The sequence below is a fragment of the Paracoccus saliphilus genome, assembly GCF_028553805.1.
GTDB lineage: Bacteria > Pseudomonadota > Alphaproteobacteria > Rhodobacterales > Rhodobacteraceae > Paracoccus > Paracoccus saliphilus.
The window spans coordinates 3,604,596-3,629,444 of the sequence record NZ_CP067140.1 but is presented as its reverse complement, the minus strand read 5'-3'; the positions used below and the strand labels follow the sequence as shown (position 1 = coordinate 3,629,444).

Below are 24,849 nucleotides of genomic sequence, written 5' to 3'. Positions count from 1 at the left end.
CCGCCGGGTTAGCTGTTGTCCAACTTACTTCATCCCCGAATGCCCGAGCAAGGAACGTCACGATGAGCGCCGATACACCCCGAGCCGATGCGCCCGACTACCGCGACACTGTTTTTCTGCCGCAAACCGAGTTTCCCATGCGCGCCGGTCTGCCTGCACGCGAGCCGGACTGGTTGGCCCGGTGGGAGCGTATCGGCATCTATGACCGCCTGCGGGAGCGGACAGGGGAACGTGCGCCCTTCATCCTGCATGACGGCCCCCCTTACGCGAACGGGCATCTGCATATCGGGCACGCACTGAACAAGGTGCTGAAGGATTTCATCGTCCGGTCGCAGCAGATGATGGGCCGCGATTCGCGCTATGTGCCAGGATGGGATTGCCACGGCCTGCCGATCGAATGGAAGATCGAAGAGCAATACCGCGCCAAGGGATTGGACAAGGACGCGGTCGACATGGTCGAGTTCCGGCAGGAATGCCGCCGTTTCGCCGATGAATGGATCGACGTGCAGCGCGAGGAGTTCAAGCGTCTTGGCGTGACCGGCAAATGGGACGATCCCTACCTGACCATGAACTATCATGCCGAGGCGGTGATCGCGGCCGAGTTCATGAAGCTCTTGATGAACGGCTCGCTCTATCAGGGATCCAAGCCGGTGATGTGGTCGCCGGTCGAAAAGACCGCGTTGGCCGAGGCCGAGGTCGAGTATCATGACCATACCAGCCACACGATCTGGGTGCGGTTCCCGATTCAAAGGCCGGTTGGAGAGGCCAATAAGAACGGTGTCGTATACGAAGATATTCGATGGGTTGGCGGCGCGTCGGTCGTAATCTGGACCACGACGCCATGGACCATCCCGCAGAACCGGGCAGTCGCCTATCATCCCGACATCACCTATGGGCTTTACGAGATCGGTGAGGTTGCCGAAAATTCGACCGCAAGGCCGGGCGAAAAGCTGATCCTCGCCGATGCCCTGGCCGAGAGCGTGATGACCGCGGCAAAGGTGGAAAGCCATAAGCGCCTGCGCGACGTGTCGGCGGACGAACTTGATGGCCTGACCCTCGCTCATCCGTTCCGCAGCGTCGAGGGTGCGGAAGGCGAATGGGATTACGATGTCCCGATGCTGCCCGGCGATCATGTCACCGACGAGGCTGGGACAGGTTTCGTCCATACCGCACCTAGTCACGGCGATGATGACTATCAGCTTGGCCTGAAGCACGGCCTGCCGATGACCTATAATGTCGAGCCGGATGGCAGCTATCGCGCCGATCTGCCGATTTTCGGCGGGCAGGAGATCGTCGCCGCGGATGGCAAGGACGGCCCTGCCAATGTCAGCGTCATCAAGCAGCTGGCCTATGCCGGGGCGCTTCTTGCCAAGGGCAAGATCAAGCATTCCTATCCGCATAGCTGGCGCTCGAAGGCGCCATTGATCTACCGCAATACTGCGCAATGGTTCGCGGCGATCGACAAACCGCTGGACGATGGCATGGGCGAATATGGCGACACGATCCGCGCACGTGCGCTGACCTCGATCGACAAGCTGGTGCGCTGGACGCCGCAGACCGGGCGCAACCGGATTCATTCGATGGTCGCGAACCGGCCCGACTGGGTGCTTTCGCGGCAGCGGGCATGGGGCGTGCCGCTGACCTGTTTCGTCAGGAAGGGTGCCAAGCCCACTGACCCGGATTTCCTGCTGCGCGATCAGCGCGTCAACGACCGCATCATCGCCGCCTTCGAGGCCGAGGGCGCGGATGTCTGGTATCGCGAGGGCTTCAAGGCGCAGGTGCTGGACGGAGTCGTGAACCCCGAGGAATACGATCAGGTCACAGATGTTCTCGACGTGTGGTTCGATTCCGGCTCGACCCATTCTTTCGTGATCCGCGACCGCGCCGATGGTTCGCCCGACGGAATTGCCGATCTGTATCTGGAGGGTACCGACCAGCATCGCGGCTGGTTCCAGTCCTCGCTCTTGCAGGCCAGCGCCACCAGGGGGCGCGCGCCCTATCGCGGCGTGCTGACGCATGGCTTCACGCTGGATGCCAAGGGCATGAAGATGTCCAAATCGCTTGGCAATACCATCGTTCCAGCCGAGGTCGTCAAGCAATATGGCGCGGATATCCTGCGGCTTTGGGTGGCGCAGGTGGATTATACCGTCGACAGCCGTATCGGTCCCGAGATCCTGAAAGGCACCGCCGACAGCTATCGCCGCCTGCGCAACACGCTACGCTTCATGCTGGGCAACCTGGCCGGTTTCTCGGATGCCGAAAAGCTGGACCCTTCCGAGATGCCCGAACTGGAGCAATGGGTGCTGCATCGCCTGGCGCAACTGGATCACGCGGTGCGCAAGGGCTACGACGCCTATGACTTCCAGGGCGTGTTCCAGAAGCTGTTCCAGTTCTGCACCATCGACCTGTCATCCTTCTATTTCGATATCCGCAAGGATGCGCTTTATTGCGATGCGCCCGGCAGCACCCGCCGCCGTGCCGCACGGACGGTGCTGGACATCCTGTTCCATCGGCTGGTGACATGGCTCGCGCCGATCCTGCCCTTCACGATGGAGGATGTCTGGCTGTCGCGCTTCCCGTCCGAGGAAGATAGCGTGCATCTGCATGATTTCCCGACGACTCCCGCGGATTGGCTGAACGAGCCGCTTGCCGCGAAATGGGACCAGGTGCGCCGGGCTCGTCGGGTCGTCACGGCTGCGCTGGAGATCAAGCGCAGCGACAAGACCATCGGTGCCAGTCTGGAGGCAGCGCCGGTTGTCCATGTCGAGGATCAAGAGGCGCTCACCGCGCTGAGATCGGTGAATTTCGCGGATATGTGCATTGTGTCGGACCTGTCGCTGACCGCCGACCCGGCCCCGAACGAGGCATTCCGCATGGCCGAGATTCCCGGTATCGGCGCGGTCTTCGAACTGGCGGAGGGCGAGAAATGCCAGCGTTGCTGGAAGATCCTGCCCGATGTCGGTAGCCATTCCCATCCGGGAGTTTGTGCCCGCTGTGACGAGGTGCTGAGCGGTGCGTAGATTGAAGCCTGTTCGCTGACCGGCCTTGTCCGGTCAGCTGCGGGGTGCCGCAGCGCGCTGCAGCCTGTCATTGATGGCAAGCCCCAGCCCTCGCTTCGGGATGGGGGCGACTGCAATGCTGTCTGCTCCGGTCGCATCGGCCTTGTGCATCAGGTCGAACAGGCTCCGCGCGGCCTCGTCCAGATCGCCGGAGGGGCTGAGGTTGAATACCTCGGTTGCCGCATCGATCCCCGGGATCAGGGCCGATCCGAAACCCAGCACCGCTTCGCCGGGTTCGATCTGCTCCGCGTTCAGGCGCATCCTGGCGCGTGGCGCGTAATGCGAGTTCATCATGCCCGGCGACAGCTTCTCTGCACCGGGCGTGATTCCGGTCAGCGGTGCATCCGCCACCTCGGCCAGAAGATCGGCGCTCAACGCGCCGGGGCGGAGGATGGCCACGCCCGCGTCAGTTACACGTATCACGGTCGATTCGACACCTAACGTGGTCGGGCCTCCATCCACGATCAGCGGTATCCGTTCGCCCAGATCATCAGCGACATGCTGGGCGGTGGTGGGGCTGATCCGTCCCGATGTGTTCGCGCTCGGGGCGGCAATCGGCTTTCCGAGTTGTGCAATGACGTCATGCGCGAACCCGACAGGCGCGCGAATTGCTGCCGAGTCCTGCCCCGCAGTCGAATTTCGGTCGATACCTTCGCCTGCACGCAACGGCAGGATCAATGTCAGCGGTCCGGGCCAAAAGGCTTCGGCCAGACGTAGTGAAACGGGGTCGAACTCGGCATAGCGCTCTGCCATGGCAATATCCGCGACATGCGATATCAGCGGGTTGCTCTGGGGCCTGTTCTTGGTGGAGTAGATCCTCGCAATCGCTTCGGGCGAGGTCGATAGACCTGCAAGCCCGTATACCGTCTCGGTCGGCAATGCGACCAGCTCATGCCGGGACAGGATATCGACGGCCAATGGCAAGGCATTGGAATCCGAACTGTGAATGATCATCGCACCACCTCTGCAAAGCAGGTCGCGGCTGGCCATAGCCCATGTACCGCTGCTTGCAAATACCCGAGCGATTTAACTCTCTGCCCGAACCGCCTCGACCGCTTCTCGAACCAGCGCACCGCGATGGCGGATTACCTGACGGCTCAATGCGTGCCCGGCCCGGATCGCGGCCTTGATATCGGCGTCTTGCAGTTTCGCGGCAAGATAGCCGGCATTGAAGCTGTCGCCGGCCGAGGTCGTGTCTACCGGTGTTTCACGCTCCAGATCATCGAGAACGCCTTCGCCTTCGCTGCCCCCAAAGCGGATCGCATCGCCGCCGGCCTTGACGATCACCTGACCGGCTCCGCGTTTCAGATAGCGGGACACGGTCGCCTTTGGATCGGAATCGCCGAAATATTCCCGCTCGTCATCAAAGCTGGGCAGGATCAGGTCGGATATCGTGGCGGCGGCCTCGATACGATCGCACATGGTGGTCGTGTCCGGCCACAGCTTTGGCCGAAGGTTTGGGTCGAACACGATTTTCGTTCCCTTCGCACGCGCTTCCCGCAGGGCTTGCAGCAGGGCAGTTCGGGCCTCGTCGGGCAGGATTGCCAGCGTGATCCCCGACAGATAGGCGATGCGGACATCCGCCAAAGCCTCTGCCAGCACAGTCGGATCGTCAGCCAGGCCTTTCGCAGCGGAATTGTCGCGCCAATAACTGAAGCTGCGCTCTCCGTCTTTCAGCGAAATCGCATAGAGGCCGATTTCCCGTCGTGAATCGCGGCCGACATGGGTTGCGTCGATCCCTTCGGCGGTCAGGAAGTCGACCATCTTCTGCGAGAATTCACCGGAACCGACCCGCGTGAAATAGCCCACATGCCAGTCTTTGGGCAGCAGGCGGCGCAGATACCAGGCGGTGTTGAGCGTATCGCCCGCGATTCCCACCTGCCAGAGCCCCTCGGTATCGGCCTGCGACAATTCGACCATGGCTTCGCCGATGGAAAGGATCTTCTGTGCGGGCATCTGGTCGTCTCCGTTATCGCAATGCGTAGCCTGATGCGGAACCCCTGGGCAATGACCGCGATCCGGCGATTGTGAGGACTGCATGGCCTCGAAAGCTGGCAATGACAACCCTGTCGGGCGGAGTTCCGCAGTATGCGGGGTGGTGCTGCTGCGCTCTTAACTGCTGTCTCGCAGGATGAACTTGCCGGGCATGAAGACGTCTTCATTCAGCTTTCCCTCCAGCATGTCGAGAAGTTTCTCGGTCATGCCGGTGATCGGCTGTCGGTAGGTCGTCAGCAGATATGCGGGCGAGGCAGATAGCGGAATGTCGTCGAAACCCGTGATTGCGATATCCTCGGGTACCCGCAGCCCAAGCCGGTAGCGGACTGCGTCCATCGCGCCGATGGCGATGATGTCGTTTTCGCAGACCAGTACATCCGGCCTGGTTTCAGGGGCGGAACCACCAAGCAGTTCCGTCACACCTTGGATCGCCGCACCGAAATCATATTCCGCCACATGGATTACCGGAGCGTTGTTCCCGGTCTGTCTGGCCCAATATTCGCCAAAGGCGGTCTTGCGGTGCAGCTTGGCCGATTGCGTGTCCGGCCCTGCGACGAAGGCCGGGCGGCGATATCCGGCCTCAAGCAGGTGATCGGCGATCTGCCGCATGGCGATGACATCGTCGCAGGCAATGTTCAGCGTGCTCGGGTTCTGGCTATAGCGGGCGAAGACCACCAGCTTCTTGACGCGTCGCGCGCCCAGGGCCGTGTCCAGTATCTTGTCGTCGAAGCGTGTGCCGATGACGACTGCCGCATCCACCCGACGCTGGCTGGCCGCAAGCAATGCGGCCGAGGCATCCTCGCTATCGGACATATGCACCAGCAACGTCCCCCATCCCCGCGACCAGAGAATCCGGGTCAGCCGCTCCAGCAGCACCAGCTTGTGCGGATTGTTGAAATCGTTGGTGATCAGCGCGACCAGATTGGATCGGTCCGACGCCAGTGACGACGCAAGCAGATCCGGTGCGTAGCCAAGACGCTCTGCCGCGGCGATGACTTTTTCGCGGCTCTTGCGCGAGATGGAGGCGTCTTTCTTGAAGGCGCGTGCGACCGTCCACCGTGACACGCCTGCTGCAGCGGCGACATCGTCGGCGGTAACGCTGTCGTCAGATGGTCGAGGAGGCTGCGGCGGTAACGTCATGATGGCAGACTAGCCTAGCTGTGCGGTGGGGCAAAGCAGAATGCACGCGCGTGCAAATTTTTCTTGCACGCGCGTGCAAGAAGTGTCAGCCTGCCGCCAACACATAGTTCTGTAGGCGATTCGGGGGAGTGCGGGATGCTGAAGATTGCCTTGCTGGGGGCGGGCCGGATTGGCCAGGTTCATGCGAAAGCGATGGTCGCGGGAGAGGATTGCCGTTTGGTGGCGATCGCCGATACCAACGCAGAAGCTGCCAGGAATTTGGCCGCTCTCGTCGGGGCCGAACAGAGAGCTGTCGACGAGATCATCGAAGATGACGGCATCGACGCAGTGCTGATCGCCACTTCGACCGATACCCATTCCGACCTGATCGAGCGGGCGACGGCAGCGGGCAAGGCGGTGCTATGTGAAAAGCCGGTGGACCTGTCACTGGAACGTGCCCTGAAGACGCTGGCCAATGCCGGCAAAACAGGCAAGCCGGTGATGATCGGTTTCAATCGCCGCTTCGACCCGAATTTCGCCGCCCTGAAATCTGCTTTCGACGGGGGCGAGATCGGCAGGGGCGAACTTCTGTCGATCACCTCTTTCGATCCGGCGCCGCCGCCGGTTAGCTATATCGAGGTCTCGGGCGGATTGTTCCGCGACATGATGATCCATGATTTCGACATGGCCTGCTGGATCTTCGGCAGCGTGCCTGCGCAGGTGACGGCACATGGCTCCTGCCTCGTGGATGCCGGAATCGGGGCTGCCGGGGATGTCGATACGGCCGTTGTCACCATGATCTGGGAGGATGGGCGGATCGCGGTCGTCAAGAACTCGCGCCGCGCCGGCTATGGCTATGATCAGCGTGTCGAATTGCTGGGATCGGGAGGGCTGCTTGCCGCGAAGAACGTGTTGGAAAACACGGTCGAGAAGAGTACCGCCGAGGGCGTGGTTTCTGCCAAGCCGGTTCATTTCTTCCTGGAGCGCTACATGCGGGCTTACGAGGCTGAATGGTCAGCCTTTGTCGAGGCGCTGAAATCCAATGCGCCGATGCCGGTGACATTGCGCGACGGCGTCGCCGCGCTCGCCTGTGCCGAAGCGGCGACTCTTTCGGCGCGGACCGGAGCGCCCGTGACTATCACACCAGATATGACAGGGGGCTGACATGCGTCTCCTGGGCTGCTGCACATGGATTTTCGGCGGCGAGGACCTGTCGGTCATCGCCGCGCGGGTTCGGCGCGCAGGGCTGGACGGGGTGGAACTGCATGGCGATGTCGATGGCATCGATCCGGCAGAGGCGGGGCGTATTTTCGCCGGGCACGACCTGACGATCTTTTCGATCACCCCGGCGGATGCCGATATCAGCCATCCGAACGGCGAGTCGCGGGAGAGTGCGATCACCTATTACCAGCGCCTGATCGAATGGGCGCTGCGGCTTGACCTGCCAGAAGGAGCGCCACTAATTTCCTGCCACGGGCTGGTGCAGCGGATTCGTCCGGTATCGGATCAAGCCGAAGAGGACAGGCTATTGATCGACAGCACGAAGCGCATTTGTGCAATGGCCGGGAAGGCCGGGCTGTCGGTCGTGTTCGAGATTCTCAACCGTTACGAAAGTCATCAGATCCGCAGCGTGGAGGAGGGGCTCGCCCTGATCGAGGCCGTTTCGGCGCCCAATCTGCGGCTTTTACCGGACGCCTATCACATGAATATCGAAGAGGCCGATCCGGCGGTGGCCCTGCGCAGGGGCGGCAGGCATATCGGTCTTTATCACGCGGCGGATTCGAACCGGGGGGCTATCGGTGACGGCCATACCGACTTTGCCGCGCAGATCAGGGCTCTGGACGAGATCGGCTATGACGGCCCGATCATTCTCGAGCCCGCCGCACCGGGTCCCGATCCTTTCAACACCGACAAGGGACCGGGATATCGTGATATGCTTGGGGACATTCTGGCCCGTTCCGTGCGGGAACTGAGAGCCTTGGGCTGTTGAATTCGGCGCGCTGCGCCGAAGGGCCGGGGGAAGGAGCCCTCGGCAGGAACCAAAACTGGGAGGAAAATCATGAAACACATGTTCAAAGCAATCGCCACCGCTGCGGGACTGACCCTTGCCGGGCAGGCCGGGGCGCAGGATATCGTCGTGGTCGCTCATGGTCAGGCCAATGACCCGTTCTGGTCGGTGGTCAAGAACGGCGTTGCCAAGGCCGGAGAGGATACCGGCGCCAATGTCGAATTCCGCTCGCCTGAAACCTTCGACATGGTCCAGATGAGCCAACTGATCGACGCTGCCGTGAACCAGGAACCCGACGGGCTGGTTGTCTCCATCCCTGATGCCGACGCGCTCGGGCCCTCGATCCAGAGAGCGGTGGAAGCGGGAATCCCGGTGATCTCGATGAATTCCGGTTCGGATGTCGCGCATGAACTGGGTGCGCATCTTCATGTCGGGCAGTCGGAATACGATGCCGGCAAGGCGGCGGGCCAAGAACTGGCCGAGATGGGCGGTACCAAGGCCATCTGCGTCAATCAGGAAGTGGGTAATGTATCGCTGGACCAGCGCTGCGAAGGTTTCGCCGAAGGCTTTGGCAATCCTGTCGACGTGGTTCCGACCCAAAACGACCCGACCGAGGTGCAATCGAAAGTGCGCGCGGCTCTGGAATCCGATCCTGATGTCGATACGGTTCTGGGGCTGGGTGCCAGTCTCGTGGGGGAACCTGCCGTGGCCGCGGCTGAGGCCCTTGGACGCGATGATCTGCTGATTGCCAGCTTCGATCTCTCTGCTGGTTTCCTCGAGGCCATCGCCGATGGCAAGGCGGCCTTTGCCATCGATCAGCAGCAGTTCCTGCAGGGATATCTGCCGGTCACCTTCTTGGCGCTGAACGCTCAATACGGGCTGATGCCGGGCGGCGATGTGCCTTCCGGCCCCAACCTGATCACGCAGGACAAGGCGGCGCAGGTGATCGAACTTTCCGCTCAGGGCATCCGCTGACGATGGAACCGGCCGGGCGCGCGTGACGGCTGCGCGCCCGGTGTCTATCCTAAACATGAGGGGACAAAGCCATGAACACGGACGCCACGCAGATGGCGGACGAGCGGATCAAATCCGAGTCGTTCGCGACCAGGTTGATGAGACGCCCCGAACTGGGCGCGATCGGAGGGGTAATTCTCGTCACAATCTTCTTTCTCATCACCGCCGACCGTACCATGTTCACCCTGTCGGGGATCATGAACTTCCTGACACCGGCGGCACAACTGGGGATTCTGGGGATCGCCGCGGCGATGCTGATGATCGGCGGAGAGTTCGACCTGTCGATCGGTTCCATGGTGGCCTTCACCGGGCTGATCTTTGGTGTGCTGGCGGTGAATATGGAACTGCCGCTGATCCTTGCGATCCCGTTGACCATGGCATGTGCAGCCGCGATGGGGGCGCTGAATGGCTATATCGTCATCCGTACCGGCTTGCCCAGTTTCATCGTTACGCTGGCCTTCCTGTTCATCCTGCGCGGCGCCACGCTGGTCGGCCTCAAGCTATTCTCGGGCGGTTCGACCCAGCTTCGGGGTGTGCGCAGCGCAGTCGAAGGCGATTTTCTGACACCAATTTTCTCGGGAGACGCTTTTGGCGGGTTGTTCCGCTGGCTGGCAGAACTTGGAGTGGTCGAGAAGTTCGGCTCGGGAATGCCCAAGGTTCCCGGCATCCCGGTCGAGATCCTGTGGTTTATCGGTTTCGCGCTGCTGGCCACCTATATTTTGCTGAAGACGCCCTCCGGGAACTGGATTTTTGCTTCAGGCGGAGACAGCAACGCCGCCGAGAATTCGGGTGTGCCGGTCAAGCGCGTCAAGATTTCGCTCTTCATGCTGACCGCCTGTGCTGCCGCCCTGGTTGCCGTGATCACCGTGATTGACGCCGGCTCGACCGATGCCCGTCGCGGCTTTATGAAGGAATTCGAGGCGATCATCACGGCCGTCATAGGTGGCTGTCTGCTGACCGGGGGATACGGTTCGGCCATCGGTGCCTTCTTTGGCGCCATCATTTTCGGCATGGTGACGATCGGGCTGACCTATACCAATTTCGATCAGGACTGGTTCCAGGTTTTCCTGGGTGGGATGCTGTTGCTCGCCGTCATCTTCAACAATGTCATCCGCAAGCGTGTGACGGGGGAGCGTTGAGATGTCCGATCCGATCATCCACATGGAAAACATCAAGAAGCATTTCGGCAATGTCATCGCCCTGAACGGCGTGACCTTCGATGTCCGCGCGGGCGAATGCCATTGCCTGCTGGGCGATAACGGCGCGGGGAAATCCACCTTCATCAAGACCATGTCGGGCGTGCACAAGCCGACCGAGGGAACCATCAGTTTCGAGGGTAGGGAATTGAGTTTCGACAGTCCCCGCGATGCGATGGAGGCCGGCATCGCCACGGTGTTCCAGGATCTGGCGATGATCCCGTTGATGAGCGTGACCCGCAATTTCTTCATGGGGCGGGAGCCGACCAAGGGTTGGGGGCCGTTCAAGCGTTTCGATACAGAGAAGGCGAATGCGACCACCATGGAAGAGATGCGCAAGATGGGGATCAACCTGCGCGCGCCCGATCAGGCCGTCGGTACCCTGTCGGGGGGCGAACGCCAGACCGTCGCGATCGCGCGGGCCGTCCATTTCGGCGCCAAGGTGCTGATCCTGGACGAGCCGACCTCAGCGCTCGGGGTGCGGCAGACCTCGAACGTTCTGGCGACCATCGACCGGGTGCGCAACCAGGGCATCGGCGTGGTCTTCATCTCGCATAACGTGCGCCATGCGCTGGCGGTGGGCGACCGTTTCACGGTGCTGAACCGTGGCCAGACCCTGGGCACCGCGAAAAAGGGCGAGATCGACGCCTCGGAATTGCAGGACATGATGGCAGGCGGCCAGGAAATGGCGCAGCTTGAAGGTTCGCTTGGCGGAACGGTCTGAGGAGGGCGGGATGCTGCAGATGCCGGACAAGCCGCTTGGAGTGGCCCTGATCGGAACGGGCTTCATGGGCAAATGCCACGCCATGGCATGGCGGAACGTCGCCACGGTGTTCGGCGGCGCCCATCCCCGGCTGGAACTGCTCTGCGATGCGCCCGGGGAACGGGCGCAGGCATTTGCCGCGCAGTTCGGCTTTGCCCGCGCGGAAGCCGGCTGGCAGGCGGCAATCGCCGATCCGGCTGTCGATGTGGTCTCGATCACCACGCCCAACGGATTGCATCGCCCGATGGCCGAGGCGGCGCTGCGTGCGGGCAAGCATGTCTGGTTGGAAAAGCCCATGGCGCTGACGCTGTCGGATGCGCTGGCGATGGCCGATCTGGCCGCCGATCATCCCGGCCAGATAACTCTGCTGGGCTATAACTATCTCCGCTCGCCCGCCTTTCAGGCCGCCCGGAACATGATTTCCGAAGGCGTGATCGGTCGCCCCCTGGCGTTCCGCGGCGTCTATGACGAGGATTACTCCGCCGATCCGGAACTGCCGTGGTCCTGGCGGATGACTCACGAGGCCGGGGGGCTGGGCGCGCTTGGCGATCTGGGCTGCCATCTTGTCAGCCAGATGCTGGAGCTGATGGGTCCGGTTTCCGAGGTCACCGCGATGACGCAGATCGCGGTGCCGCAGCGCCCTTCGCCCGAAGGTCCGCGTGCGGTCGAGAACGAGGACAGCGCGCTGGCCCTGATCCGTTTCGCCTCGGGGGCACAGGGCTCCTTTGCGACCTCACGGGTGGCGCGGGGCCGCAAATGCCGCCTGCAATGGGAAGTGCACGGATCGGAAGGCACCTTGGTTTTCGATCAGGAGAACATGAACGAGTTATGGCTTCACCGTGCGGGAGAACAGGGCTTCACCCGCCATCTGACCGGGCCACAACAACCCGATTTTGCGGAGTTCTGTCCTGCGCCGGGCCATAATTTCGGTTTCAACGAGCAGAAGGTGATCGAGGCCCGCGACCTGCTGCGCGCCATATCGGGCGGGCCTGAGGCGGGGCCGGATTTCGCACAGGGCCTGATCATCGAACGGATTATCCATGCCATGGCGGAGTCGAACGGCCGCCCGGTGCGGATCGAGGAGAAGACATATGAAACCGCTTGACGTGATCACGATCGGCCGGAGTTCGGTTGACCTTTACGGCCAGCAGGTTGGCGGTCGCCTGGAGGATATGGGGAGTTTCGCGAAGTATATCGGCGGCTCTCCGACCAATATCGCCTGCGGGACCGCGCGGCTCGGGTTGAAATCGGCGGTGATCACCAAGGTCGGTGATGAGCATATGGGCCGCTTCATCCGCGAGCAGCTTGTCCGTGAGGGCGTCGATGTTCGCGGCGTCGCGAGTGATCCCGAGCGCCTGACGGCGCTGGTGCTGCTGGGCATCCGCGACGAGGACAGTTTCCCGCTGATCTTCTACCGCGAGAATTGCGCCGACATGGCGCTGAGCGAGGACGATATCGACGAGGGATTCATCGGTGAGGCTCGGGCCGTGGTGGCGACGGGGACGCATCTGAGCCATAAGCGCACCGAGGGCGCGGTACTCAAGGCGCTGGAGCTGGCGCGGAAACATGGCGCGAAGACAGCGTTGGATATCGACTATCGCCCGAATCTCTGGGGCGTGGCAGGGCATGGTGAAGGCGAGAGCCGCTTTGTCGAAAGCGCCGAGGTGACGGCCAAGCTGCAATCGGTGCTGCATTTCTTCGACCTGATCGTCGGCACCGAGGAAGAGTTCCATATCGCCGGAGGCACCACCGACACGGTGGCTGCGCTGCGTGCGGTGCGCGGGGTCTCGGAGGCCACGCTGGTCTGCAAGCGCGGGGCGGCCGGGGCGGTGGCCTTCGAGGGCACGATCCCCGACAGTCTGGACGATGGTGAAAGCGGGTCGGGCTTCCCGATCGAGGTGTTCAACGTGCTGGGCGCGGGGGACGGGTTCTTCTCGGGTCTGTTGAAGGGCTGGCTGGATGGTGAGGACTGGCCCACCGCGCTGAAATACGCCAATGCCTGCGGAGCCTTCGCGGTCAGTCGCCATGGCTGCACGCCGGCCTATCCCTCGCTGGCCGAGCTGGAATTCTTCCTCACGCGCGGGGTGATCCGCCCCGATCTGCGCAACGATACCGAGCTGGAGCAGATCCACTGGGCGACCAATCGCAGCGGCGACTGGTCCAGCATGCGGGTATTCGCCTTCGATCACCGGATGCAGCTTGAGGACATGGCCGGTTATACCCCCGAGAAGGGCGAAGCCTTCAAGGAATTGTGCCTGAAGGCGGCGCTGCAGGTGCAAGGCGGGCAACCGGGTTATGGGATCCTTTGCGACAACCGGATCGGGAAGCGGGCGCTCCATGCGGCCTCGGGCACCGGGCTGTGGATCGGGCGGCCCTGCGAATGGCCGGGCTCGAGGCCGCTGACGCTGGAGCCGGAACTGGGGCCGGATTGCGGCGGCTTATCGGAATGGGCACGCAAAAACGTGGTGAAGGTTCTGTGTTTCTGCCATCCCGATGACGATGCGGCGACCCGCGCGGATCAGGAGGCTACGGTGAAACGGCTGTTCACGGCGGCACGGCGGAACGGGCTGGAATTCCTGCTGGAGATCATCCCCTCCAAGGTCGGTCCGGTGGATGACGAGACCACGGCCAGGCTGATCCGGCAGTTCTACGCGGCAGGGATCTGGCCCGATTGGTGGAAGCTGGAGCCGCTGAAGACACGCGCGGCCTGGGCGAATGCCATCACAGCCATCGAGGAGTATGACCGGCATACGCGCGGTATCGTGGTGCTGGGGCTGGACGCGCCGGAGGACGAACTGGCGGCCAGCTTCGAGGTCGCAGCCGGGTTCGATCTGGTGCGGGGCTTTGCCGTGGGCCGGACGATCTTCGGCGAGGTGGCGCGGGACTGGCTTGACGGGCGGGTCGGCGACGAGGATGCCGTGGCGCGAATGGCGGAACGCTATGGGCGGCTTTGCGGGATCTGGGATCAGGCGCGTATTCGGGCGGCAGCGTGAGATTGGCAAGGAAAGGCAGGGGCGCTGCCCCTCTTGGCCTGCGGCCAATTCACCCCGGGATATTTGAATGAAGAAGAAGGGGCTTGAGATGGGGGAAACGGTTCGGCTGACGGCGGCTCAGGCCATGACGCGCTGGCTTTCGGTACAGATGACCGGGGAGGGTGAGCGCTTCATCGAAGGGGTCTGGGCGATTTTCGGGCATGGCAATGTGGCCGGGATCGGTGAGGCACTGCACCGGATCGGCGATGCCCTGCCGACATGGCGCGGGCAGAACGAACAGACGATGGCCCATGCCGCGATTGCCTATGCCAAGGGCAAGTCGCGCAGGCGGGCGATGGCGGTTACGAGTTCCATCGGGCCGGGGGCGACGAATATGGTGACTGCGGCGGCCCTGGCGCATGTAAACCGGCTGCCGGTGCTGTTCATCGCCGGTGATGTCTTTGCGAACCGCAGGCCGGATCCGGTATTGCAGCAGGTGGAGGATTTTGACGACGGGACCGTCAGCGCGAATGATTGTTTCTGCCCGGTGGTGCGTTATTTCGACCGCATCACCCGGCCCGAGCATCTGCTGACCGCGTTGCCGCGCGCGCTGCGAGTGATGACCGACCCGGCCAATTGCGGGCCGGTCTGCCTGTCCTTCTGCCAGGATGTGCAGACCGAGGCCTATGACTGGCCCGAGACGTTCTTTGCGCCGCGCGTCTGGCATATCCGGCGGCCCGAGCCGGATGCGCGTGAGTTGGAAGAGGTTGCGGGGCTGATCCGGGCGGCGAAAGTCCCGGTGATCGTCTGCGGCGGCGGGGTGATCTATTCCGGGGCGGAGGCTGTTCTGGCCGAGTTCGCCGAGCGTCACAATATACCCGTGATCGAGACGCAGGCGGGGAAATCAGCGCTCGCGCAGGCGCATGAGATGAATTACGGCGCGGCGGGGGTCGATGGCTCGGCGGCGGCGAACCGGATGGCGGCGAAGGCCGATCTGGTGATCGGGGTCGGCACGCGGTTGCAGGATTTCACCACCGGATCGCGGACCCTGTTTGGGGAGGCGAAGCTGATCGGCATCAATGTGCAGCCTCATGATGCCGCCAAGCATGGCGCGGTGAGCCTTGTCGCCGATGCGAAAGTGGCGCTGGAGAAGCTGACGGCAGAGCTGGGCGATTACCGGGCCGATGCCGCCGATCCGCAGGCGCGCGCCGAATGGCTGGCGGCGGTGGATGCGCATTGCGCGGCGCCTGCCGGGGAGAACGAGTTGCCGACGGATGCGCAGGTGATCGGGGCGGTGCAGCGGGCCTCGACCCCGGCCAGTATCGCCATGTGTGCAGCGGGCACCATGCCGGGCGCCTTAAAGCTGCTGTGGCAGCCCGCACAGGGCGGCTATCATATGGAATATGGCTATAGCTGCATGGGCTACGAGATCGCGGGCGCGATGGGGCTGAAGCTGGCGCAGCCGGACCGCGAGGTTCTGTGCTTCGTGGGCGATGGCAGTTACATGATGGCGAATTCCGAACTGGCGACGGCGGTGATGCGGCGCATCCCCTTTACCGTGATCCTGACCGACAATCGCGGTTATGGCTGTATCAACCGGCTGCAACAGGGCTGCGGCGGGGAAGAGTTCAACAATCTCTACAAGCACTGCAATGTCGAGGCGCAGCCGCAGATCGACTTTGTTGCACATGCCGCCAGCATGGGCGCTCATGCGGTGAAGGCAACGGGCATCCCCGATCTGGAGGCGCAGATCGCGGCGGCGCGAACCCGCGACATCCCGACCGTGATCGTGATCGACACCACCGCTGCGCCGGGGCCGGGCGACGGTCTGGAAGCGGCGGGCCATTGGTGGGATGTCGCCGTGCCGGAGGTGGCCGGCAGCGAGAAGCTGAAACGGGCCTATGCCGAATATCTGGGCCATGCCGCACGGCAGAGCCTTGCGAATTGAGGGAAACGCGATGATTTTCTATGGCACCAATCCGATTGCCTGGTCGAATGACGACGACCACTCGATCGGCGATCATCTGAGCCTGGATGACTGCCTGTCCGATTGCCGCGAGATCGGTTTCGACGGAATCGAGAAGGGCCACAAGATGCCCTCGGAGGGTGCGGCGTTGAAATCGGCGCTTGGCGCTTACGGGCTGCGCTTTATCGGTGGCTGGCATTCGACCAATATTCTTGCCGATGGTTCGACGCTGGAATCCGAGAAGGCGGCGATGGATGCGCATATCGTCATGTCGAAAGCGGCGGGGACGGATATTCTGATCGTCTGCGAATGCTCGAACACCGTGCATGGCCGACCGGATGTGCCAGTGAATGACCGGCCGGTCCTGTCGGATGGTGAATGGGATCGTTTCATGGCCGGGATCAACGCGCTGGCCCATCACGCCAGCGCGCAGGGGATGCGTTTCTGCTATCATCACCACATGGGGACCTGCGTGGAGAGCGCGGCGGATATCGACCGTTTCATGGCGGCGGCGGGGCCGGAGGTGAAACTGCTGCTGGATACCGGGCATTGCCTGTTCGGCGGCGCGGATCCGGCGGAAGTGGCGCGGAAACATATGGACCGGGTGGGGCATATCCATTGCAAGAATATCCGCCGACCCGTCATGGAGCAGGTGCGCGCCGAGGGGCTGAGCTTTATCGAGGGGGTAAAGCGGGGCGCCTTCACGGTGCCGGGTGATCCCGAGGGCTGTGTCGCCTTCGAGCCGGTGCTGAAGATCGCCGCCGAGCATGGTTACCGGGGCTGGCTGGTGATCGAGGCCGAGCAGGATAGCGCGATCCGCGAGCCTCTGCATTATCAGCGCATGGGGCATGAGGCGCTGCGTCGCATGGCGGTCGAAGCGGGGCTCGACCGGGAAGCCGCCGCGTGACCATGGGCGAGGGGGCGCTCGCGCCCCCTCTTGGCCTGTGGCCAATTCACCCCCGAGGATATTTGGATGAAGAAGAAAGGGACGAGGATGAGTCAGCTACTGCGCAGACCATTCGGCAGCCATGGCAAGATCCACCAGATCACGCCAGCGGATGCGGGCTGGCGATACGTGGGATTTTCCCTTTACCGGTTGCGGCCCGGAGAGAGCGCCGAGGAGGCGACCGGCAGCAACGAGGTGATCCTGGTCATGGTCGAGGGCAAGGCCTCCTTCCAGGCTGCGGACCGGGACTGGGGCGTGCTCGGCGAGCGGATGGATGTGTTCGAGAAGACCCCGCCGCATTGCCTTTATGTGCCCAATGGTGCGGAGTGGCGCGCCGTGGCCGAGAGTGATTGCACCATCGCGGTTTGCGCCGCCCCCGGCCGGGGCGGGCATGAGGCACGGCGGATCGGGCCGGACGGCATCAGCCTGACCGAGCGCGGCAAGGGCGGCAATACCCGCTATATCAACAATATCGCCATGGAGGCCGAGGATTACTGCGACAGCCTGCTGGTGACCGAAGTGTTCACGCCAGCCGGGCATTGGTCCTCCTATCCCAGCCATCGCCATGACGAGGACGATTTCCCGCGCATCACCTATCTGGAAGAGACCTATTACCATCGCCTGAATCCGGGGGATGGCTGGGCGGTGCAGCGGGTCTATACCGATGACGGCAGTCTCGATGAGGTGATGGCGGTGCGGAACCATGACGTGGTGCTGGTGCCGCGTGGCCATCATCCCTGTGGGGCTCCCTATGGGTTTGAGCTGTATTACCTCAATGTCATGGCGGGGCCGCGCAGGAATTGGCGCTTCGTGCCGGCGCCGGAAGTGGAGGGGGTTATTGCTCAGGATGCAGAGTGACGCCGCGGCGTTGATGAGCGGTGTTTTCCCTTGATCCCTTGCGCGCCGGCGTGATCTGTGGCCTCGTAATCCAAAGCCTGAGATGCGTAGGAGCAAGGGAATGACCGTCGAGTTGGAGAAGCTGCAATCGTCGCAGACGCATCCCGTTCCGGCGCGCATGGATTCCGACAAGGAGCCTGCGCGCAATGCGGGGATGCCCCTTGCCACCGAGATGTTCGAGGGCCACGCGGTCAATCGTTCCGCAGCCGAGCGGCGCGCGGCAACGATCGGCACGAGACGCTCGGTCAAGAAGGCTTACCAAGCGGCGTGGCTCGTCAATGCGGTTCGCTGCATCGACCTGACAACGCTTGCGGGCGATGATACCGCCGCACGGGTCCGTAGGCTTTGCGCCAAGGCGCGCAACCCGATTGCCCCGCATGTGCTGGAGGGTTTGGGGCTGGCCGATATGGGGCTGACCACGGGCGCAGTTTGTGTCTATCCGACGATGGTCGCGCATGCGGTAAGCGCGCTGGAGGGCTCGGGCGTGCCGGTGGCCTCGGTCGCGACGGGTTTTCCGGCCGGTTTGATGCCGCTGCATTTGCGTCTCGAAGAAATCCGATATGCGGTGGGGGAAGGTGCGCAGGAGATCGATATCGTCATCACCCGTGAGCACGTGCTGACCGGCAACTGGCAGGCGCTTTACGACGAGATCGCCGCGATGCGCGAGGCCTGTGGCGAGGCGCATATGAAGGCCATTCTTGCCACCGGGGATTTGCAGACTCTGCGCAATGTCTATGCCGCCTCGATGGTGGCAATGCAGGCGGGGGCCGATTTCATCAAGACCTCGACGGGCAAGGAGGGTGTCAACGCGACGCTGCCTGTCAGCCTGGTCATGATCCGTGCGTTGCGCGACTACGGACAGGCGACGGGATACCGCATCGGCTTCAAACCGGCGGGCGGGATAAAATCCGCCAAGGACGCGCTGACATGGCAAATGCTGATGAAAGAGGAACTGGGGCGGGATTGGCTCAATCCCGATCTGTTCCGCTTTGGCGCCTCGTCAATGCTTGGCGATATCGAACGTCAGCTCGAACACCATGTCACCGGGCGTTACGCCTCATCTAGCCGGCACGCCACTGCCTGAAGGAGCACAGGAGCTCATGAACACGATTACCGAGATTCTGGACAGCATGGATTACGGCCCGGCACCCGAGGACAGTTCCGCCGTCAGGACATGGCTGGAAAGCCATGCCGAAGGCTTCGGGCATTTCATCGATGGCAAGTTCACCATGCCGGGTAATGGCTTTGACGTCATCGAGCCAGCAACCGGAGGCAGGATCGCCCATGTCTCCCAAGGCAGTCAGGCGGATGTGGATGCCGCAGTCAAGGCGGCGCGACGGGCTCAGCCCAAATGGGCAGGGCTGTCGGGGCATGACCGGGCCCGCCATCTCTATGCGCTGGCACGGCATGTGCAGCAGCATTCCCGTTTCCTGGCGGTGCTGGAAAGCCTGAACAACGGCAAGCCGATCCGGGAAAGCCGCGATATCGATCTGCCTTTGGTGGCACGGCATTTCTATCACCATGCGGGATGGGCGGAACTGCTGGAGGATGAATTCCCCGGCGCGGGTCCAGTAGGGGTCTGCGGTCAGGTCATCCCGTGGAACTTTCCGTTGCTGATGCTGGCGTGGAAGGTCGCGCCCGCACTGGCGGCAGGCAATACGGTGGTGCTGAAACCGGCGGAATATACGCCGCTGACGGCACTTGCCTTTGCCCAGATCGCGGCGGAATGCGGGCTACCCAAGGGGGTGCTGAACATCGTGACCGGCGATGGACAGACCGGCGCGGCGATTTGCGGACATGCCGGCGTCGACAAGGTGGCTTTCACCGGCTCGACCGAGGTGGGAAGGATCATCCGTCGCCAGATCGCGGGCTCGGGCAAGAAGCTGACGTTGGAGCTGGGCGGTAAATCGCCCTTCGTGGTCTTTGCCGATGCCGATCTGGATGCTGCCGTCGAAGGCGTGGTGGACGCGATCTGGTTCAACCAAGGAGAGGTCTGCTGTGCCGGCGCACGAATCCTCGTGGGCGAAGCGGTTGCCGAGCGGTTCGAGGATCTGCTCAAGGCTAGGATGAAGACACTTCGCGTTGGCGATCCGCTGGACAAATCCACCGATGTGGGCGCGATCGTGCATCCCGTGCAACTGGACCGGATTCGCGAGCTAGTCGAACAGGGCGTCGCGCAAGGAGCCGTACTGCACCAGGGCACAGCACCCGAAGGATGCTTTTACCCGCCGACCGTGGCGACCGGAGTCGAGCCCGCCAGCGTATTGGCGACCGAAGAGGTTTTCGGACCCGTGGTCACCCTGACCTCGTTCCGCACTCCTGACGACGCGGTGGCGCTGGCGAACAATACCCGGTACGGGCTGGCTGCCTCGATCTGGTCCGAGAATGTGAACCTGTGTCTCGACATCGCGGCGAAGATCAAGGCGGGGGTAATCTGGGTCAACTGCACGAATGTCCTCGATGCGGGGGCAGGCTTCGGCGGTTATCGTGAAAGCGGCTTCGGTCGCGAAGGCGGTCGCGAGGGCATGTCGGCCTATTTGACCTATCCCGGGCCCAAGGCGAAAAAAGGCGGCGAGGCCGCGCTGCCCGAGCCGCAGGTGACCCCGCATGGCGACGGGACTGGCGAGGGCATAGATCGTACGGCCAAGCTGTATATCGGCGGCAAGCAGGTCCGGCCCGATAGCGGCTATTCCTATGTCGTCAGCGGATCTAAGACTGCCGTGGGTCTTGCGGGGCTCGGAAACCGCAAGGATATCCGGAATGCGGTCGAGGCGGCGCATAAAGCCAAGGGATGGGGGAAGGCCACAGGCCACAACCGGGCACAGGTTCTCTATTATCTGGCTGAAAACCTGTCGGCACGTCATGTCGAGTTCGCGGACCGGCTGCGCAGTCTCGGCGCATCGAAAGAGGCCGCCCGCAAGGAGGTGGAAACAGCGATACGGCGCTGCTTCTGGTATGCCGCGCAGGCCGACAAGTTCGATGGCGCCGTGCATCAGACGAAAAGCGCGCATGTCACACTTGCCATGCCTGAAGCGCTAGGGGTTATGGGGATCGCCTGTCCGGTGACCCAACCGTTGCTGGGATTCGTTTCGACCGTGTTGCCTGCGATTTCCATGGGCAATGCCGTGATCGCGATCCCCTCGCAAATCCATCCGCTGGCAGCGACAGACTTCTATCAACTACTTGAGACCTCTGACGTGCCGGACGGCGTCGTGAATATCGTGACCGGTCTGCGCGATGAGTTGGCAAAAACGCTCGCCCAACATGACGACGTCGCCGGTGTCTGGTATTTTGGAACATCGCAGGGCTGCGCCATGGTCGAGACGGAAAGCGCCGGAAATCTCAAGCAGACTTGGGTTGAAGATGGCGCTGTTCGAGATTGGATGACCCCGGAGGGGCAGGGGCGCCTGTTCCTTGAGCGCGCCACGCAGGTAAAGAATATCTGGGTGCCTTACGGCGAGTGAGCTCCATTCCGGTGCTGCGGTAGGGCAAGTGTTAACACTAGGTAAATTTACTTGCGTAATCACCCGAATATACGAGCATGATCCGGTTCGCTATAAAAATCTGGTCGTCAAAAGTTGTGTAAGACGACAGTTCACGAGTGATTTTTTACGCAAGCAAATTTGTCTATTCCGGTTATTCGGGTGGTGGGTGACCGCACGGTGCCGGGCAATTTTGAAAGAAACTTTTTAGCACTTGGCCGTCGGGGATTGGCATGTTCTGCTGAACCCCGGCGGCTTTTCACTGCATCGACCTTGTCATCGATGCGCAGGGCTTCATACAATTATGCGCCCGCAAACCCGTGTTTGGTTTTCCTGTGCCGGTCGCTCCGCCTATCGCGTCAATGACACGAGTTCCACCACCGAACCTATTTCCAGTTTTTCCAGGATCCTTGCTCGGTGATTGTCCACGGTTCTTGGGCTGATATTCAGATGCCGACCGATCTCCTTGCTGGAGACCTCGGATGGGCGCGAGAGCATGTGATTGACGATCTCCTTTTCACGCGGTGTCAGTTTGGAGAGACGCTCTTGCAGAATCCGATTCTTTTCGATGGTCGCGTGCATAACCTCTGCCATGCTCAACGCGTTTTGAATACATTCGATCAACTCTGACTGGCGGAATGGCTTTTCCAGGAAATCAACCGCTCCGCCTTTCATGGCCTGAACCGATTCGGGTACGCCTCCATGTCCGGTGATGAAGATGATGGGGATGGCGCAGCCTTTTTCCTTGAGATGCTGCTGCAGCTCCAACCCCGTCATGTCGGGCATGCCTTGATCGAGGATAAGGCAGCCGATCTGGCTACTGTCATAAACCTCTAGAAACTCGGCGGCAGAGGCAAAAGCCTGCGCTTCAAATCCGCGAATGCGAAGGGCGCGCAAGAGCGAAGACCTGATATCCGGATCGTCGTCCACGATGAAAACAATCTGGGTCGTATCAGACATCTCGTCATCCCTCCTGCCATGCGGTTGCCGGATTTGAATTCAGGCAATCGCAGTGGTTCAATACCGTTCGGCGCTATTCCTGTATATCAGCTTCGTTTCTCGGATCCTGCTTCATCTTCAGGGCTATCCTGATGCACTGGCAAGGTGAAGCAAAAACGCGCTCCGCTCGTGTAGGTTGCATCATGCCAGAGTTTTCCACCATTTGCTTCGATCATCGTGCGGCAAATCGAAAGGCCAAGCCCCATGCCATTTGTCTTGGTTGTTTCGAATTCGGTGAACAATTCGATTTCGTCACTGATGCCCGGTCCCGTATCCTCGACAGATATTTCCAGATGAGAAGCGATCTGCTGGACAGTAACAGTGATTTCACGACGGACAAGATCGCTATCGCCAATGGCCTCGACGGCATTTCTCAGAAGGTTGACGATAACCTGCGCGACCTGGATCCGATTTGCACTGACCATCGGGGGGGAACCCTCTGGCGGGGTGATCGTGACGCCGGCTTCGGTTGCTTCGGGCTGGACCAGCCGCTTTGCCTGCCTGCTTAGTGCGACGACATCGAACGAGATTGCGCTGGCTGCGTCCTTCATGATGAAGCCACGCAATGCCCGGATGATGTCACCCGCCCGCAATGATTGCTCTTCGACCTCCGTCAGGATCTCCCGCAATTCGGGTGGGCTGTCCTGAAGAGAGCCGACGATCAGCAATGCAGTATCCGTGTTCTGGGCTATGGCGGCAAGGGGCTGGTTCAGTTCATGGGCAAGACCGGCTGCCATCTGTCCCAATGTATGTCCTCGCGACATGTGGATCAGATCGCGGTTCAGGCGGGCAATCTGGTTTTCCTGGGCTTTGCTTTCGGTAATATCATCCAGGGTCACAACCGCATGCAGCGGGTTGCCATTGTGGTCGCGTATCAGGATGGCGTTCACGGCGACATCGATGCTCTCGCCGTTCTTGCGGATGAAACGGACCTCATGCCGTGTCGCAAAGCTGTCGCCGGCAGCAAAGAAATCCGAGTTGAAAAGGGTGCGATCATCGGGGTGGATCAGGTCGACATAACGCATATCCTTGACGTCGTTCGCGTTGTAACCGGTGATTTCACAGAATTTCGTATTCACCTTTAACAGCTTGCCGGTTTCAGGGGCGGTTTGGGCCATTGCCCGGGATGACAGGTCGAATGTCTGCCCGTATTCGCGCTCAGCTTTCTTGCGTGCGACGATCTGCTGCATCAATGTTTCATTGGCGTGGGCCAATTCCCGGTAGGTGCTGGGCATAGGCTCGGAGGGATCGATTTCACCTTGCGCGACAAGTGCCGATCGAACGGCAAAGGCGCGGACCGGACGATAGATGTAGTTGGCCAAAGCCAGCCCTGCGACTCCGGTTGCAATGGCGACGAGCACAGCGATCCAGATGCTGATCGCCCGGCTGCGCTTTAGCCCGCCGATGAAGTCGATCTCCGGCGCGTATACGGCAATGGTCCAAGGCAAGTTGTCGCTGATGACCGGTGTCAGTGTCGAGATGTAGACTTCGTTGTTGAAGGTGAACTTGGAAAAGGCTTCCTTATGCGTCGGCGGATCGAAACCGTCGCCTAGCCATGAAAATGCCTCCCGCGCGATCTCGTCTTCGAATTCCCGGATGTTCTGAAAGCGCAGGGTGCCGTCGGTATCCTTGGTTTTGAGCAAGTCGCGATTTGGATGCGCGATGACATCGCCGTTGCGATTGATGATCAGCGCCTTGCCGGTATTGCCGATGCTCAGGTTCGACAGGAATTCAGAAATGCTGCTGATCTCGATATCCACCCCGACGACGCCGCGGATGTCCCCGTCATCATTCTCGCGAACCGGCGCTGCCAGCGTGATTCCGGGCTGTTGGGAGGTGAAGAAGATGTAGGGGTCGGTCCAGATTGTATCCAGGGTATCGCGCGCGCGGGTGTACCAGGGGCGAGTTCTTGGATCGAACCTGTCGGTCGGATCCACCTCGCTCTTGATTTCCTCGAAATTCGCGTTCCGCCAGATTTGTTCGCTACGCCGTGTTTCGCCATTCACTGTAATGATCTTTGTCCGAAACGGTATCTGTCCGGGATCGCGCATGACGAAGACGAAACTGCCGTCCTCCGAGCCGTAATAGAGGCTCGAGAATTGCGGCGTGACCTTGAGTTGCTGGAAGAGAAAACGCTCCAGGATCTTGGGATCGTCACTGGCCAGGATGCGATGTTCCGAAAGCCGTGCGGCGAGTTCCGCCGCGCCGCGCGCGGGGCGCAGAAAGCCCTTGGAATGCTCTGTCGCATTTGTCCCCACATCGCCGAGGATCTTTTGCGCATGGCTAAGCATCGCCCGTTCCGACGTGACATAGGATGTGAACACGACGGCAAGGACCGCGACGAGTTGAAGACCCGCCAGGCCAATTGCGAGGAGCGCACCAAGCGAGTTTTTCATCTGTAACATCTTCCAGTCAGGCCGCGCTTGATAATAC

The 24,849-nt window shown here is 61.7% G+C and carries 18 protein-coding genes; 13 read left to right on the top strand and 5 right to left on the bottom strand.

The features are described 5' to 3' along the window. Positions 1–62 precede the first annotated feature (62 nt). A complete protein-coding gene (ileS, locus tag JHX88_RS17440) occupies positions 63–3,020 on the top strand; it encodes an isoleucine--tRNA ligase (RefSeq protein ID WP_076528712.1) in 2,958 nt (985 codons plus the stop codon). A 33-nt stretch (positions 3,021–3,053) separates the two neighbouring features. On the opposite strand, the gene JHX88_RS17435 is transcribed toward ileS, so the two are convergent. From JHX88_RS17435 to JHX88_RS17425, 3 genes are all read right to left on the bottom strand, one after another. Further along, complete coding sequence (locus tag JHX88_RS17435) at positions 3,054–4,013, bottom strand: L-threonylcarbamoyladenylate synthase (protein ID WP_076528744.1); 960 nt, start codon at positions 4,011–4,013, stop codon at positions 3,054–3,056. 72 nt (positions 4,014–4,085) lie between these two features. Next, positions 4,086–5,015: a sugar kinase gene (locus JHX88_RS17430; protein WP_076528710.1), complete on the bottom strand. Its 930-nt coding sequence runs from the start codon at positions 5,013–5,015 to the stop codon at positions 4,086–4,088. 156 nt (positions 5,016–5,171) lie between these two features. Next, positions 5,172–6,194, bottom strand: a complete 1,023-nt coding sequence (locus JHX88_RS17425; protein ID WP_076528708.1) for a LacI family DNA-binding transcriptional regulator — start codon at positions 6,192–6,194, stop codon at positions 5,172–5,174. A 135-nt stretch (positions 6,195–6,329) separates the two neighbouring features. Between JHX88_RS17425 and iolG the strand changes: the two genes are divergently transcribed. From iolG to JHX88_RS17365, 12 genes are all read left to right on the top strand, one after another. Further along, positions 6,330–7,337, top strand: a complete 1,008-nt coding sequence (gene iolG, locus JHX88_RS17420; RefSeq protein WP_076528706.1) for an inositol 2-dehydrogenase — start codon at positions 6,330–6,332, stop codon at positions 7,335–7,337. 1 nt (position 7,338) lies between these two features. Next, positions 7,339–8,163 carry a sugar phosphate isomerase/epimerase family protein gene (locus JHX88_RS17415; protein WP_076528704.1) on the top strand — a complete coding sequence of 275 codons (825 nt, stop codon included), beginning with the start codon at positions 7,339–7,341 and terminating at the stop codon, positions 8,161–8,163. 69 nt (positions 8,164–8,232) lie between these two features. Continuing rightward, positions 8,233–9,156 carry a sugar ABC transporter substrate-binding protein gene (locus tag JHX88_RS17410; protein ID WP_076528703.1) on the top strand — a complete coding sequence of 308 codons (924 nt, stop codon included), beginning with the start codon at positions 8,233–8,235 and terminating at the stop codon, positions 9,154–9,156. A 71-nt stretch (positions 9,157–9,227) separates the two neighbouring features. Beyond that, positions 9,228–10,334: an ABC transporter permease gene (locus JHX88_RS17405; RefSeq protein ID WP_076528701.1), complete on the top strand. Its 1,107-nt coding sequence runs from the start codon at positions 9,228–9,230 to the stop codon at positions 10,332–10,334. A gap of 1 nt (position 10,335) precedes the next feature. Next, positions 10,336–11,115, top strand: coding sequence for an ATP-binding cassette domain-containing protein (locus JHX88_RS17400; protein ID WP_076528700.1), 780 nt, complete (start codon positions 10,336–10,338; stop codon positions 11,113–11,115). Positions 11,116–11,125: 10 nt separating this feature from the next. Further along, complete coding sequence (locus JHX88_RS17395; RefSeq protein WP_076528698.1) at positions 11,126–12,259, top strand: Gfo/Idh/MocA family protein; 1,134 nt, start codon at positions 11,126–11,128, stop codon at positions 12,257–12,259. After that, positions 12,246–14,147 carry a bifunctional 5-dehydro-2-deoxygluconokinase/5-dehydro-2-deoxyphosphogluconate aldolase gene (locus JHX88_RS17390; protein ID WP_076528696.1) on the top strand — a complete coding sequence of 634 codons (1,902 nt, stop codon included), beginning with the start codon at positions 12,246–12,248 and terminating at the stop codon, positions 14,145–14,147. The genes JHX88_RS17395 and JHX88_RS17390 overlap by 14 nt, the downstream gene beginning before the upstream one ends. 88 nt (positions 14,148–14,235) lie before the next feature. Next, entirely contained in the window at positions 14,236–16,074 is a 1,839-nt protein-coding gene (gene iolD, locus JHX88_RS17385; protein ID WP_272848281.1) for a 3D-(3,5/4)-trihydroxycyclohexane-1,2-dione acylhydrolase (decyclizing), read from the top strand. 10 nt (positions 16,075–16,084) lie between these two features. After that, positions 16,085–16,999, top strand: coding sequence for a myo-inosose-2 dehydratase (gene iolE, locus JHX88_RS17380; RefSeq protein ID WP_272848083.1), 915 nt, complete (start codon positions 16,085–16,087; stop codon positions 16,997–16,999). An 87-nt stretch (positions 17,000–17,086) separates the two neighbouring features. Next, positions 17,087–17,896: a 5-deoxy-glucuronate isomerase gene (gene iolB / locus JHX88_RS17375; RefSeq protein ID WP_076525034.1), complete on the top strand. Its 810-nt coding sequence runs from the start codon at positions 17,087–17,089 to the stop codon at positions 17,894–17,896. Between the two features lie 157 nt (positions 17,897–18,053). Further along, positions 18,054–19,019, top strand: coding sequence for a deoxyribose-phosphate aldolase (deoC, locus tag JHX88_RS17370; protein ID WP_076525032.1), 966 nt, complete (start codon positions 18,054–18,056; stop codon positions 19,017–19,019). A gap of 16 nt (positions 19,020–19,035) precedes the next feature. After that, a complete protein-coding gene (locus JHX88_RS17365; protein WP_076524973.1) occupies positions 19,036–21,399 on the top strand; it encodes an aldehyde dehydrogenase family protein in 2,364 nt (787 codons plus the stop codon). 369 nt (positions 21,400–21,768) lie between these two features. Here JHX88_RS17365 and JHX88_RS17360 read toward each other — a convergent pair whose 3' ends face one another. Together JHX88_RS17360 and JHX88_RS17355 are read right to left on the bottom strand one after the other, a co-directional pair. Beyond that, entirely contained in the window at positions 21,769–22,377 is a 609-nt protein-coding gene (locus JHX88_RS17360; protein WP_076524971.1) for a response regulator transcription factor, read from the bottom strand. An 86-nt stretch (positions 22,378–22,463) separates the two neighbouring features. Further along, positions 22,464–24,812, bottom strand: a complete 2,349-nt coding sequence (locus JHX88_RS17355; RefSeq protein ID WP_076524970.1) for a cache domain-containing protein — start codon at positions 24,810–24,812, stop codon at positions 22,464–22,466. Positions 24,813–24,849: the final 37 nt, after the last annotated feature.